At 44.4% G+C, this 14,745-nt stretch carries 9 protein-coding genes; 2 read left to right on the forward strand and 7 right to left on the reverse strand.

Annotated elements, in window-relative coordinates:
* Positions 1-34: 34 nt before the first annotated feature.
* From B3Q63_RS09280 to ggt, 6 genes are all read right to left on the reverse strand, one after another.
* Entirely contained in the window at positions 35-478 is a 444-nt protein-coding gene (locus tag B3Q63_RS09280) for a YtoQ family protein (RefSeq protein WP_201563389.1), read from the reverse strand.
* Positions 479-627: 149 nt separating this feature from the next.
* Complete coding sequence (locus tag B3Q63_RS09285; RefSeq protein ID WP_296175979.1) at positions 628-1,533, reverse strand: RNA methyltransferase; 906 nt, start codon at positions 1,531-1,533, stop codon at positions 628-630.
* Entirely contained in the window at positions 1,533-1,910 is a 378-nt protein-coding gene (locus tag B3Q63_RS09290) for an Hpt domain-containing protein (RefSeq protein WP_271133188.1), read from the reverse strand. Before B3Q63_RS09290 ends, B3Q63_RS09285 begins: the two co-directional genes overlap by 1 nt.
* A gap of 55 nt (positions 1,911-1,965) precedes the next feature.
* Positions 1,966-5,685: a DNA polymerase III subunit alpha gene (gene dnaE / locus B3Q63_RS09295; protein WP_296175983.1), complete on the reverse strand. Its 3,720-nt coding sequence runs from the start codon at positions 5,683-5,685 to the stop codon at positions 1,966-1,968.
* 321 nt (positions 5,686-6,006) lie between these two features.
* Positions 6,007-7,254, reverse strand: a complete 1,248-nt coding sequence (locus tag B3Q63_RS09300) for an NAD(P)/FAD-dependent oxidoreductase (protein WP_296175984.1) — start codon at positions 7,252-7,254, stop codon at positions 6,007-6,009.
* A gap of 214 nt (positions 7,255-7,468) precedes the next feature.
* A complete protein-coding gene (gene ggt, locus B3Q63_RS09305) occupies positions 7,469-9,439 on the reverse strand; it encodes a gamma-glutamyltransferase (protein WP_296175985.1) in 1,971 nt (656 codons plus the stop codon).
* 482 nt (positions 9,440-9,921) lie between these two features.
* Here ggt and B3Q63_RS09310 point away from each other — a divergent pair, with 482 nt between their 5' ends.
* Together B3Q63_RS09310 and B3Q63_RS09315 are read left to right on the forward strand one after the other, a co-directional pair.
* On the forward strand, positions 9,922-12,006 hold the full coding sequence (locus B3Q63_RS09310) for a hypothetical protein (RefSeq protein WP_296175987.1): 2,085 nt from the start codon (positions 9,922-9,924) through the stop codon (positions 12,004-12,006).
* Positions 12,007-12,126: 120 nt separating this feature from the next.
* On the forward strand, positions 12,127-13,935 hold the full coding sequence (locus tag B3Q63_RS09315) for a hypothetical protein (RefSeq protein ID WP_200662028.1): 1,809 nt from the start codon (positions 12,127-12,129) through the stop codon (positions 13,933-13,935).
* A gap of 172 nt (positions 13,936-14,107) precedes the next feature.
* On the opposite strand, the gene B3Q63_RS09320 is transcribed toward B3Q63_RS09315, so the two are convergent.
* Positions 14,108-14,644: a Spy/CpxP family protein refolding chaperone gene (locus tag B3Q63_RS09320; RefSeq protein ID WP_296175989.1), complete on the reverse strand. Its 537-nt coding sequence runs from the start codon at positions 14,642-14,644 to the stop codon at positions 14,108-14,110.
* Between the last annotated feature and the right edge of the window lie 101 nt (positions 14,645-14,745).

Here is a 14,745-nt window from a genome sequence, read left to right on the forward strand (position 1 = left end):
TCTACAAACAATCCTATGTGACTATATATGCTAATTAATTATCACTCGTCACATATTTTAACAGCTCGACAACTTGTTCAGGCGTTTGCGCCCATGCCATGGCTGCCGCATCAACTTCTTTTAGCGGATGAATAATATCTTCAGCATGCAAGGTAATATAAGGCTTGCCCAAAGCGGCGCAGTAGCCGGCATCAAATGCGGCGTTCCATTGTTTGTATTTATCGCCAAAGCGAATGATAGCGATATCACATTTTTGAATCATATTTTTAGTACGAATAGCATTCACCTTTGATGACTGATGGTCACGCCAGAATCCATTGTCATTTTCACCCAACACATCACCAGCCGCGTCGCTGGCTTCATGGTCAGTCACAGCTGAGGTAAAGGTAATAGCAAGACCATGCTCTTTCGCGCCTTGCATGATTTTTTGTCGCCAGTCGCTGTGTATTTCTCCAGATAAATAAACCGTCCAATTCATTGTTCACTCCTTTTTATTATTAAATTCACTATTAAATCATAGCACTTACAAAACAGTAGAACTTGCAAAACAGTAGAACTTGCAAAACAGTAAGTCTACTGTTGGCAATGCCAAAAGCTCAACGCCCTAAACATTGCGCATTAGAAGCTTTAATCTTTTGCAAGCTTAGCAATTAAAGCGCTTAATAGCTGATATTCTTTTTGATCAAGCTGTAAGCGTGAGCCCAGTCGTGATAGGCGCGATGGTAAAGACTTTAGGTTTTCACTATCGGCCAATCCGCGTTGAACCATCAATTCAGTCGTGCGCTGAGTCAGCTGCTGTAATTGCTGTTGGCTAATGGCGGGTTCATCCCATTGTTGACGTAGATGAACGTCTAATGTTGGCTGAACCGTTGCATCTTTATCATTATCTAGACGGTTGGTAGTCGCTTGATTATGGGTCTGCGCATAAGCAAAGATAAAACTGGCAATCACTTGCACGGCTGAAGCAACGTTAAGCACAGGATAAGCAGGATTGGCATCAATTTGAATATGATAATCAGCGTAAGCCAATTCTTCATTGGTCAATCCGCGGTCTTCACGCCCAAATAAGATAGCAATATTTGGCTTATTTGTAGATTGAACATTTTCACTCAATTTAGTGTTTTGATTATTATCAGCTACATAGAGAGCAGTTTGCTTATCGATAAAATCAAACATGATTTTGGCAGCTTGCGTTGGCGTCACCACAGGGCGCGGTAAATGACGGCTACGACTGCTGGCTGCAAATACCAACTGGCAATCCGCTATCGCCGATTCTAACGTCGGCGCTATAGTCGCTGCTGATAATAAATCACTGCCACCGGCGGCATGAGAAACACTGGTTTCATCAATGGGCAGCTTAGGGTCAATGACAGTCAAACGCGATAAACCCATAGTGTGCATGGCGCGTGCTGCTGAGCCTATATTGGCAGGCAACGTGGTATTGACCATGACGATTTGCACACAAGACAAATAGTCGCTTACCGTATGATTGACGGTTGCGGCTGCTAAGGTTGAGGAAGAATCGTGACTCATTACAACCCCAGTCTTTGGTTTATTTCTTGCTCAACATGTTGCAACGCTACTGCAACCGCTTCAATAAGTTCCGCTTTGTCGCTGATAAGGCGCTCTCGGCAAGCTTCTTGCAACTGCCCACTAAGATGCATCAATTGGGTTGCGCCCAAATTGGCACTGGCGCCTTTTAGCGCATGAGCAATTTCATAGCCATTGGCGTTGTCATCTTTTTGCTGCGCGCTTCTTAAGTCAGCGATGCGCTGCTGACTGTCGGTAAAATACACTTGTATCAAGTCAACAAAGTCTTCTTCCAACAAGTCCCGCATGTCATCAAACTGCTCGTCATTGATAATTTCATTAAGTTGAGCATTCATATTATTATTTGGGTTTTCAGTCATGATCATGTGTCCAATAAAGTAAAAGTTACAGCAATTAAGTTAACTAACAATCAGGTTAACTATAATGAAAATGCAAATTGTCTTCGCTAACCATGCTCTTTAATTGCTGTAAGTTATCATCGTTAGGGTAGACGCGCCAATGCTCAGATAGTCCTACATTGGCAATGCCGTATTCTTCATAAATGCTCAACCCAAGCGGTAGGCAGTTATCATTGATAGAGGCGTCGGTATTGCTAAGGGCATTATTGGCATAGCCATTGCTATTTTGATGTAGTGCATCTTGATGCATATCATTTTCTAGCGCCAATAAATCATTGCCATCTTCATCATATAAGCTACCACCCATCGATGAGTCATAAGCGCCGTTACCGCCACCATTATTACCTTGCTCGTCCTGCTCATCGTTATAAGACAAGCGCGGCGCTGGTATGATGTCTGCTTGGGCGGATTTGAGCAGCGGCTGCATACGTGTCAGCAGGCTAATATCACTGCCATGGACTTTGATGCTGATTTTTTTCAGCCAACGCAAGCGCGCATCAACCATGCTCATGGCATTATCAAGACGGGCAAACAGGCGACCATCACGCTCACGAATACTGCCTTTAATGATGACCACTTCATCAATTTTTAACTGCTCTTTGACACGGTTAAAGCGCTCAGCATAACAGCTGACCTCTAAGCGTGACGTGCCATCGTCTAAGGTAATGACGTTACGCGTACCAAAATTGGCAATATCAATAATCAAACCGGCAAAATAGCAGCTGCCGTTATAGCCGGTATCTGTCAGCTTATCGAGACGGGCGCCTGAGGTATAACGTTTCAGCTCCTCACGGTATTCATCGATAGGATGTCCCGTTAAATAGAGACCTAAGGTGTTTTTTTCCGCTTTTAGGCGATGCTTATCACCCCAAATCAGCTCCGGCGTCATAACGAGTGGCGGCGCAGCAACGACACCGTCCATTTCACCAAATAAGTCCATCATACCGATTTCACGGTTTTGACGATCTTGCTCCGCCGCTTGTACGGCGCTTGGTAACTGACTCATCAGCGCGCCACGAATCTCGTATGCTTCATCGGCTGGTAAGTCAGGACGTAAGGTTGCGGCAAAGTCATCAAAGCAGCCAGCACTAACCAAGGCTTCAAGCGTGCGTTTATTAACCTTTTTGATGTCAACACGGCGGCAAAAGTCGTATAAGTCTTTAAACGGGCCATCCGTGCGGCGTGCATCAACGATAGATTCGACGGCACCTTCACCAACGCCTTTAATTGCACCCAAGCCATAAATAATATTGGTCGGCGTATCAGCAACGAAATGCCATTCACTACGATTTACCGATGGATTAACGACGGTTAACTCAAAGTTTTCACGGCAGTCATTGATAAAGAAAACGACGTTATCGGTGTTGTTCATATCGGACGTTAGGACGGCTGCCATAAATTCGGCAGGGTAGTATTGCTTTAAATAAGCGGTCTGATAAGCAAGCACGCCATAAGCGGCAGAATGCGAGCGGTTAAAACCATAACCAGCAAACTTTTCCATCAAGTCAAAGACGCCGCCTGACGTCGCTTCGTCAATACCTTGCGCGGTTGCACCAGTGATAAAGATATCACGCTGCTTAGCCATTTCCTCAGGTTTCTTTTTACCCATAGCTCGGCGTAGCATGTCCGCACCGCCTAAGCTGTATCCTGCCATGACCTGCGAGATTTGCATGACCTGTTCTTGATAGACGATAACGCCGTTGGTGTTTTCTAAAATTGGCTCAAGATTGGGATGGTCATAAATGACTTCCTCACGACCATGCTTACGGTCGATATACATCTCTACCATGCCTGCATCGAGCGGACCCGGACGATATAGCGCGCACATGGCAATAACGTCTTCGATATTGGTCGGTTGTAGCTTAGCCAAATACTTTTTCATACCCATACTTTCTAGCTGAAAGACGGCAGTTGTTTTGGCGTCTTGCAAGAGCTTATAGGCTTTTTTATCATCTAACGGCAAATCTTCTAATACAAGCGGATCTTTGCCTTCTTTGGCGCGGCGTAGGTTGATGTTTTCAACAGCAGCGTTAATGACCGTTAAGTTACGTAGTCCCAAAAAGTCAAACTTCACCAGCCCAACGGCTTCGACATCATCTTTATCAAACTGGCTAACACGGTGGCCATCGTCATCACAATAGATGGCACTAAAATCGGTGATTTTATGCGGGGCGATTAGTACGCCACCGGCATGTTTACCGACGTTTCGGCAGACACCTTCAAGCTTGATTGCCATCTCCCAAATCTCAATGGCATCTTCATAATCCATATTATCAGGATTGGAGATTAAGTCTTTAAGCTGCGGCTCTTGCTCCAGTGCTTGACTGAGCGTGATACCAGGTGTTTTTGGAATCAATTTGGATAATTTACTGGCAAGGAAGTACGATTTACTTTGTACCCGCGCCACATCTCGTACTACTGCTTTTGCTGCCATGGTACCAAAGGTAATAATCTGCGACACCGCTTCACGGCCATAAGTTTGCGCCACATAATCAATGACGCGGTCACGACCTTCAATACAAAAGTCAATATCGAAATCGGGCATGGAGACACGCTCAGGGTTTAAGAAGCGCTCAAAGAGTAAGTCGTAATGAATGGGGTCGAGGTCGGTAATATTTAGCGCATAAGCAACTAGCGAGCCAGCACCAGAACCACGACCCGGGCCAACCGGCACGCCATTGGCTTTTGCCCAGCGGATAAAGTCCATCACGATTAAGAAGTAACCGGGGAAGCCCATCGATAAGATAACTTCAAGCTCGTATTCTAAGCGCTCATCATACTTTTGGCGAAAGTCGCTCCAGTTGTCAGTACGTGCTTCAATCGGAAATAGCTTGTCCAGTCGATGATTAAGACCGCGTATTGATTCGGCGCGGAAAAACGACTCAATCGTTTCGCCTTCAGGTACGGGGAATTCAGGTAGGACGTTAATGCCAAGCGTCAACGTCACATTACAGCGCGTTGCTAGGCGCAAAGTATTGTCAATAACTTGTGGAATATCGGCAAATAGTTGTGCCATCTGTGCTTGGGTTTTAAGATATTGCTCATCTGAATATAGTCGTGGACGATTGGGGTCAGCAAGTACATACGAGCCTGCAATACAGACGCGCGCCTCATGAGCATCAAAATCATCTTGCTCTAAAAAGCGTACATCATTATGGGCAATAATAGGAATGTGGTGCTTGGCACCTGAGTGAATAGCCGCTTTAATAAAGGCATCTTCACCTGAGCGGTTGGTGCGCTTGATAGCAAAATACAAGCGATCATCGAACTGCGCTTGCCATTCGGTCAGCAGCTCGTCGGCTTTTTCTGGCATGGAACCGACCAGTGCTTGTCCGACATCAGATTTTTCAGTAAATAAAACAATGACACCAGCCGCGTGCTCTAAAACGTGGCGACGCTCAACGACGGGCACACCATGATTGGCAGCATCGGCGCGCCCTTCAGTAAAGCCAAGCGATACGATGCGGGTGATGTTTTGATAGCCCTCATTGTCCATCGCCAGCAAAACCAAGCGCGTGTCTTCATTATCCATAATGATTTCACTGCCGATGATTGGCTTAATACCCGCACCTAAGCAGGCACGATAAAACTTCACCGTCGCATAAAGGTTGGATAAATCGGTCAATGCCAGCGCACGTTGGTCGTCTGCCGCCGCTGCTTTGATAAGCGGCTTTATGCGCACGATAGAATCGGTGATTGAATATTCGCTGTGGATGCCAAGGTGTACAAATGCCATAGAGGACTCTTACGGATGCGATCAAAAAGGGTGTGGTGCTAAGAGAAAAGGTTAGAAGACATGGCACATTGCAAGCTCATTTACGAAGCTTTAGCAGTATTGATGCGGCGACAAGCGATTAATCGCTTGGTTTGGGTCTTCTAATCTTAACGGATAATAATAGCATTCTTTACCCATAACAGCCACTGATTCAACGCCTAACAGCGAGGTGACCGACATTGAGAATAGGTCTGCTTAGCAATAAACTATTGTGCTCAAAACTATTATGATTAAAGATATGTCGGTAGGTTTTTCTTAATCGATAAGCCTTTCATAAGCTGTCTATGTAAAGCGGGCAAGTTGATAGGGTTTTGGGTCGATAGCGTGCGCTTCATCAAAATAGTATGCTGCGATTATTTGTGCGCTAACGACCGCTTGCGTCAAGCCTAAGTGCTGATGGCCAAAGTTTAAAAACACCCGCTCAATATTATCGATAACCGGCAAGGAATCTGATGTCGATGGTCGAAAGCCCATCCATGGCATACTATCAGCCGAATTTAATGGCGTTTTTAACATGGGCTGTGCGTGTTGTAAGAGTATGTGCGCCCGCCGCATATTGGCAGGGGCATCAAGTCCCGCATATTCCACTGTGCCCGCCAAGCGCAGGCCTTCTTGCATCGGTGTCATCACAAAGCGCCGATCTAGACTGGTTACGGGCATCTGTAAGCGTGCGCTTTCATGGGGTAACATTAAGTGATAACCGCGCTCAGTATCTAGTGGAACCGTGACGCCTGTTAGCTGTTTGGCCAAGGTTTTAGAATGCGCGCCTGCTGCTAACATCACTTTAGAAGCTACGATATCGCCTTGATTGGTCGTTAAATGAATGCCATCGATATTGGTCTTCGCTTCAAGGACGCGGCAATGCTCGATAATGTGACCGCCTAATTGTCTAAAGGTGCTACTAAGCTGGTTGATGCCCGCTGTTAAGTTGGTGATATGGCCTGTATTGGGGAAAAATAACGCCGCTAATTGGTTGTCTTGTAAGGCGGGTTCATATTCTAAAAGGCGCTCTTTTGTCAATAACTCATTAGCTACGCCGACATCATTAAGGCGTTTACCATGGGTCTTTAGAGAGTCTAAGCTACTGGTTTTTTCGATTGTTAATAACGCGCCTTTCACTTGTATCCAATCATCTAACTGCCACTGATGGGCAAAGTCTAACCATGCTGGTAGGCAATTATTATTTAAGCTTAATAGCGCTTGATGAATACGGGCAAATGGCTCAGGGCGCATATTTATCAGCAGCTGAATCGCCCAAGGCGTCAAGCGTGGCAGATAGCGCCAATCTATGCGCAGTGGACCTGTTGGATTCAATAACATGGCTGGAATATGACGCAGCATACTGGCATCAGCAATCGGAAACACATGCTCTGGGGCGATATGTCCTGCGTTACCAAATGACGCGCCTTGTCCAACTTCATTTGCCTCTAATAGGGCGACCTTTGCCCCTCGTGCTTGCAAGGTTACAGCCGTTACCAGTCCAATAATACCGCCGCCAATAATATGTAAGTCGAAATTTGGGGTACTCATAAAGGTTCTCGATGAATCTCTCGACTGAGATGACTGTTATTGAAACAGCGCCGAACGGCGGCTATGGCTAGCATAGTGCCGTCAGCTAATGGTTCAAGTAATTTATAAAGGTGGTACTCATTTTATAAAGATGGTACTCATTCAGTTTCGCCAAACGCATTTAGCTTTTTTGCCAAATAGCATTTAGTATTGCAAATAGTATTGCAAAGCTAAATCAATAACCCACCACCGCAGCATCGACGATACGCGGGTCAGAAGCACCATAGACGCCATTTGGGGTAATCATAATCGACTGGGTTGAGCCCATGGCTGCTTGTGGATTGACCTTATGTCCCATTGACTCGAGCTTTTTAATCGTATCGATATTTAGCGCTTTTTCGATACGAATCTCATCGGGTAGCCACTGGTCATGGATACGCGGCGCGTGGGTCGCTTCAGCGATATTCATATCGTGGTCAATGACGTTTGAGATGACTTGCGTGACGGTGGTGATAATGCGGCTACCACCCGGGCTGCCGGTAACGATATAAGGTTTGCTGTCTTTAAATACCAGCGTTGGGCTCATCGAAGACAACGGGCGTTTATTGGCCTCGACCGCATTGGCCTCGCCGCCGATTAAGCCATAACCATTGGGCACGCCGGGTTTCGCAGAAAAATCGTCCATCTCGTTATTGAGTAGGATGCCCGTACCTTCAGCGACAAGCCCTGTGCCATAAGAGAAATTCAGCGTATAAGTATTGGCTACGGCATTGCCATCTTTATCGACGATAGAGAAGTGTGTGGTTTGATCGCTCTCGTACGGTAAGGGGTTGTTAGCCTTGATGGTTGCCGCTGGAGTGGCTTTATTGGGATTGATTAACGTACGTAGTTTATCGGCATAAGGCTGCGAGGTTAAACCGCTGGCAGGCACATCAATAAAGTCAGCATCTCCTAAATATTCTGCGCGATCGGCATAAGCTAATTGCATGGCCTCGCTCATCAAATGAATGGTTTGCGCGCTGTTTTGACCGTAGTCTTTTAGCGGAAAGCCTTCTAAGATATTTAAAATCTGTACGATATGGATACCGCCAGAAGATGGTGGTGGCATGGAGACAATCTCATAACCACGATAATCGCCTTTAACGGGTACGCGAGCAATGGCTTGATAATTGGCTAAGTCTTGCAAGCTCATATTTCCGCCTGCTTCATTGACGGCTTTGACCAATTTACGCGCGGTTTCGCCTTTATAAAAGCCATCAGCACCTTTTGCTGCAATCAGTTTAAGGGACTTTGCCAGCTCCGGTTGACGTAGTAGCTCACCCGGCTGATAGGCACTGCCGTCTGGTTTAAAAAATATCTTTTTGGTACTTGGCCATTTTTGTAAACGGTCACTCAACGCTTCTAGCGATTCGGACAAACCCGCAGTGACTTCAATACCGTTTTCAGCCAGTGCAATCGCTGGAGCCATGACTTGCCCGCGATTCATGGTGCCATGATCTTCTAAGGCTTTTAGTAAGCCTGCTACGGTGCCCGGCACGCCAACCGCCAAGCCATGATAACGGGATAAATCACTAACGGCATTGCCATCGCTATCAAGATACATATCACGCGAGGCGCTACTGGGCGCTTTTTCGCGATAATCGAGCGCTACCGTTTTGCCTTCTTTAGCATCATAGACCATCATAAAACCGCCACCGCCGATGTTGCCCGCACGCGGCAACGTTACGGCTAACGCAAAGCCAACGGCGACAGCAGCATCAACGGCATTACCGCCATCTTTTAAAATCTTTAAGCCGATATCAGAGGCGAGGGCTTCTTGGGTTGCCACCATACCGTTTTTTGCCCAAATAGGGTGATGAATGGCGTCTTCAGAATAGATAGCTTGGTCGGTTTTGGCTGTCTTGCCACTAACGACGGCTGTGCCTGTGGCGGGCGCTAGGGTGGAGGATTTCGATTTTGTAACGCGCTGAGTTTCGGACAATACAGTCGGATTATCAGTCATAATCGCTAAATTAATCGCACTGGTGTTAATCGAGGTTGGATTAATAGTGGTTTTTGCGGTCGTAGGTTTGGTTTCTGCGGCATAAGCAGAGACAGCAATTAATAGAGTGCTGCTTATCAATAAGATAGCAGTTTTGATTTTTGTTTTATAACGAGAAGTATCACCGTGAACGTTTTGATGGATTTTTGAGAGTGATTGGCGCATCGTAAATTCCTTTTTACGTAGATAAGAAGATAAGGTCTTATTGTGCTTGCTATTCATGAAATACACAAATAGCTTCAACTAAAAATAATGCAAATATTCATCATTGTATGACAACGAAAATTTGTTATGAGCTTTACTTTAGCAAAATCTCTAGAGGTTATTATGAATAAACCAATCGTCAAATTTTAGATTGTACCAAAGGCTTAGACATTATTAATGAAAACTATAAAGCGCATATTTGCTTGTGGTAAAGACCCTTGTATACAGAAAGAGCATATTTGATGGCGATTTTTTAATTTTTGCAATAACAACAATGCATTAGCTTTTAGAGAATTGAGAGCGCTTCAATATTTATCTAAGCAGCTTATCATTTTTGCTGAAAATAATTCCTTTGCGTTACTAATCTGTAATATATTGTGTTATAAATAGCAGCCTTAATACTGCCTTCACAATTGTTTATCAGCTTGGATAAAGGGATTTTTATGTCACCGCTTAGCTCTTCTAAACGCACCTTGCCGCCTCATTTTCAAAGCTTGGTAGCTCAATCATTCACAAATTATAAAAGGTCTTCTACTAAGTTTGCTGTCTGTGTGCTTTATACGCTTACTGCTGCAAGTGCCACCGTGACGTTAATGGGTTGTCAAACGACGACAGGCTTATCATCACAGTCCAATTTATCCATGACAGGCATAGATTTTAGTATTGCTGATACTCAGCAAAACCAAACTCAGGGCAAAATGTTTAATAGCAAATTGGATAAGAATGCTGAACGTTATCAGCGTTTATTTGACCAAACTAAAAGCCCAAACCCAGAAGTGCAAGCTAAGGCACGTCTACTGAGCGCTATTCGTCAGCATTTAGCGACGGAGCACGTGTCAGTATCGCAGGCTAATTATCATTCAACTCCCTATATTAAAGCCGATAGTATTGACGCTGGCTCAAGCAGTTTTTTTAGAACATTGCTCGAGCTGTATCTTTATAACAGTGCTACTGATGAAGATATTAATGAGTATGAAAATCTAGCAGAAGCAGATGAGGCGGCGGTCGAAGAAGACATTGACGGCTATAATGATATTGAGGATAACGATCAGGTTTATAGTGGCGATTCTGCCTTTGAAGCGGTGGCTGCCGCCGTCGCTGCGCGCACTGCCGAAGAAGAGCGTCATTACGATGAGTATGGCTATGATCAAAATGGCTATGATGAGGAAGGTTATGATCAAAACGGCTACGACGAATATGGCTATGATAGTGAAGGTTATGATGAATATGGTCACGATAAGTATGGTTACGATACAGAGGGCTATAACGAGAATGACTACAATGAATACGGCAATCAGAGAGATGATAGTCCATACGAAAGCGACGCTGGTGGTTTGTTATCTAATTTAAGTCCCGTCAAATCAAAAGATTGGTTACGTAACTATGAAGACATGCAAGCCAGTAAAACGGCAAAGGGTATTCAAGATGAAAACGCTGTTCGTGCTTATCCGGGGTTAATGACCAATCTTATCAATATGTTTATCCGTACCCCTGAACAAGTTCAGGCAATGAATGCCTACCATTATCAATACCTGACTCTCAATAGCGTCAGTCATTATAAGCCCAAACAAAAGCAGCTACAGAGTGTCTACAGCTACGACTATGTTGCGCCGACCATCCATTCATCGATTCAACTACCGCTTGCTCTTGATTTTAACAAAGGGGCAGCGACGATCGATCCATCGGCATTGATGCCTATCTTGGCGCTAGCCAATCCTGAGCATACGCCGTTACCCGAGCAAATGACTACCCATACGGTGAATTTTGGTTTACCTGAAGCGGTTACTTCTATTGCTCAAATACCGCCAAGCGTTATTTATGATGCGGTCATTAACGCCGTACAAAACAGTATGGCGGAATTAGAGCCAGAATATTTCAGTGCTGTAGATATACGGGATGATGAGTTTGCTAAAGAGGTAGGCGCTGATAGGGCGGTTAAAGTCTATTTTGGCAGTCGTCAAAGCGGCGAGATGATAGGCAAAATATTTAAAAACATCTCACGCTCGCTGCAAAAGCATATTGACCAAAACCCACAAAACTATCCTGATGATCATGTGTTGAAAGCTGCGATTGCTAAGATGGAATTATATAACAAAGGCTATCAAAGTGCAGATGTTGGCGGATTGCTACAGCTGATAGAAGCGGTGAGTCCTATTTCTTTTAATCATATTAATTACTATTATTTAGATGGCTCAGACCATTTATTGGCAAAACAGCAACGAACCAATATCGGCAGTGACTTTTTTGGTTCACAAAACACGGTCTTGAATCAGACGCGCTATGATAATGCCAGCTTTAATAAACACCCATTAGCGACATTGTTGGCACAGTCTTTTGGCGCAGAGGCACCGGTCGCTATCGATGGCAATGCTTGGCTTGCAGCACAGCGTCAGCAAAAAGAGAGGTTAGAGAAAGCACGTTATGCGCGTTATGATTATGTGGAAGCAACTGAGGCAGGAGTAACTGAGGAAAGTATGGATTATGCTGATGATGATGCCACAGACACAGCAGAAGACACCTTGTTTTAAGCCCCTCGTTTGATGATAGGCGCTGATACGCTGATATATTTTCAGTATCCATCATCGTCGCCCAACGCTTAGCAACATATAACGGTTAGCAAAATATAACGCCTTTCAAGGATAGAGAAAATGAAAAAATTAAATGTGGCCTTATCCATTAATACAGCAAAGCAGATAAATCCCTTGTGCTCTAAATCAATGATGACGATAAGCTCTTTATTTTCTAGTGCATTGGTTTCTAGTACATTAGTTGCCAGTACATTATTGATAACGGCTTGCCAGTCTACCAATGTATCTAACAATCTTGGTCAATCAAAAAATTTACAGGCAGATAATGCGCCAAGCGTTGCAAAAAACGCATTGGCCAGCGCATTACAACAGCAGCGCCGCCAGTCTTTTGCTTATCATAGTAATATTGAGATTAGTAATGAGCATCAATTTACAGCTATCGATAGCACAAAACTGGTGGCATCAGACGATGTTGATAGCTATTGCGAAGATAATCACGATCAAGCTTATGCAGCCTTATTAACAAAGGCAGAAGCACAGAAAAAAGAGGTTGCGTCGATTGATTACGCGCCCCAGCGTGAGGCACTTAAGCAATCGTACCTAGCCTGCTCAGCAGCCTATGAAGCATGGGCTGAGGTCCACTATGATAGTACGGCTTATAGCGTTGAGGAAGCAGCGGAGGACGTGGTAGACGCGGCGGCCGAGGTCGCGGTGTCAGCATCATCTGCTATAGATTCTGCTAGCGCCGCTACCATCTCACCTTATTACCAAAAGCTATTTAATGAATATGACAGCAAAAAATCTACACTAGATATCAAAAAATCGCAATTACTGGATGCTTATCTGCTAAAGCCATTATCTATGAACGCGCAGGGTGTTTATCAGCCGCTGGCAGGCAAGTTTACCATGCTGGGTAGTGCGCAGTATTCGGCGCGTAACCATCATAGTAGTATCAATCAACCTATTTATATCGATTTTAAAACTGGTAGCCTCTATCTGTGGGCGGACAATTTTGCTTTGCTGACATCAAAGCTGGCCGATGATAAGTTGGGCACCAAATGGCAAAATAAATGGCTAAAAATAGCCCTTGATGATGGTACGTTACCGAAAGATTTTGGTCGTGCCGTAATAAAAAGCCACATTCAAGCAGAAGACAGCATCTATGCCAAAGCTGATGTGAGCCAGTTTGATTTTATTGCCCCAAATATTTTGACGTCGCTATCACCCAAATTACCTGAAAAGCAGCTAGCACCCATGCTCAATAGTGCCAAAATCATTCGCCGTGTCCAAAGTAGTGCGAGCGATGAACAGGCATATAAAGACTATATGGGCACCTTCTATAAACTCATCACTCAGCAATATCCTGAGCTGATAACCCAAAATGTTTCTGATACGCAAGATGACCTTTATCCTACGGACAGTAAAATCACCAGTAAATCGATGGTCAAACAAGTTTTAGTAAAAATGAAAGATTTTGCTGATGATAAAATGCTGAGAACACAAGAAACAGGTTTACTCGAAACACACTCACCAACTTTATCTGCAGCTGCAAATCTGCCTGTGCAAAAATTATACGGTTTTAGTAAAGGCGGTCAATTGCAATGGCAGCACAGTCGCCATTACCTATCAACCGATGCCAGTGATGAAACAAGTGGTGAGTCAAATGGTGAGTTGAGTATGGAAACCACAAAAAAGAGCAGTCTCATTGTCGATGCCCTTACGCAATATATGCCTATCCGTGCTCAAGATAAGGCGTTTCCCAACTTACCGAGTAACAGTCAGATACCAACCGCCAATAACAGCATTGATTTAAAAGAATATAGCGCTGAGCTTGGCGAGTATTATCGTCAAGGTAATGGTACCGCAATGGGCAAAATGCTCTTTAACATGCTACCAATGTATCAACAGCGTTTTGGTTCGGTAGAATAAGTGTCGGGCACTAAATTTTAGGTTTATAGTCCATTTAAATGAGTGAAGTACTTATAGAAACAATAAAAAAACGCACCGGTTAACCGATGCGTTTTTTAGAATATATCTTTTAAATATAATATTTTTCATTAAGAGTGGCCGTCAATGACACATCTTACTGCCAGTACTGACCTTACTGCTGGTGTTTGCTGTGCATCTGACGGTTTTTTGAACCATGATGACCTTTTGCTTTTCTTTCTGATTTTAATTGCGCCATTTTTTGACGTTGTTCAGGCGTTAGTACTTGCGAGATAGCGTGCTCAGTTTGCACGCGTTCAATAAAGCGCTGCTTGGTCTTTGCCGCTTGTTGATCGGCTAGGCGGTTAACTGCTGCGGCATCTAAAGTTTTGGCATTGGTCAACGCTTGCATTTGTTGCTGCATTTGCGCGCGCTCTGCTTGATATTTGCTACGATCGTTTTTGTTGCCACTATATTTTTCTTGCATAATGGCTTTGATTTGCGCCTGCTGCGTCGCTGTCAAATCCAACTGCGATATAGGGCCTCTCATGCCACCTTTATGCATGCCATCTTTCATGCCAGCTTTATGCTGCTTTTGCATGTTGGTCGTTGTTGCTGGCGTCGTATCGGTGGTTGCGTTGACACTGGTACAGCCCGTAACCGTTAAGACGCTAGATATCGCGAGTACTGAGCCTATCAATAATTTTTTCATCATTATTACCTTAATAGTTACCTTAAATTATGGAGCAAACGTTACTTGTGTTACAAAATTTATGTTACAAACTGCACTTATTACGAAAAGCGGTTTTTTTA

This window comes from Psychrobacter sp. UBA2769 (assembly GCF_002352555.1).
GTDB classification, from domain to species: domain Bacteria; phylum Pseudomonadota; class Gammaproteobacteria; order Pseudomonadales; family Moraxellaceae; genus Psychrobacter; species Psychrobacter maritimus.

Excerpts from the sequence above, each read along its gene's own strand:
- B3Q63_RS09315 (WP_200662028.1), top strand. The coding sequence starts at position 12,127 with ATGAAAAAATTAAATGTGGCCTTATCCATTAATACAGCAAAGCAGATA.
- B3Q63_RS09300 (WP_296175984.1), bottom strand. The coding sequence starts at position 7,254 with ATGAGTACCCCAAATTTCGACTTACATATTATTGGCGGCGGTATTATT.
- B3Q63_RS09320 (WP_296175989.1), bottom strand. The coding sequence starts at position 14,644 with ATGAAAAAATTATTGATAGGCTCAGTACTCGCGATATCTAGCGTCTTA.
- ggt (WP_296175985.1), bottom strand. The coding sequence starts at position 9,439 with ATGCGCCAATCACTCTCAAAAATCCATCAAAACGTTCACGGTGATACT.
- B3Q63_RS09280 (WP_201563389.1), bottom strand. The coding sequence starts at position 478 with ATGAATTGGACGGTTTATTTATCTGGAGAAATACACAGCGACTGGCGA.
- B3Q63_RS09290 (WP_271133188.1), bottom strand. The coding sequence starts at position 1,910 with ATGACTGAAAACCCAAATAATAATATGAATGCTCAACTTAATGAAATT.
- B3Q63_RS09310 (WP_296175987.1), top strand. The coding sequence starts at position 9,922 with ATGTCACCGCTTAGCTCTTCTAAACGCACCTTGCCGCCTCATTTTCAA.
- B3Q63_RS09285 (WP_296175979.1), bottom strand. The coding sequence starts at position 1,533 with ATGAGTCACGATTCTTCCTCAACCTTAGCAGCCGCAACCGTCAATCAT.
- dnaE (WP_296175983.1), bottom strand. The coding sequence starts at position 5,685 with ATGGCATTTGTACACCTTGGCATCCACAGCGAATATTCAATCACCGAT.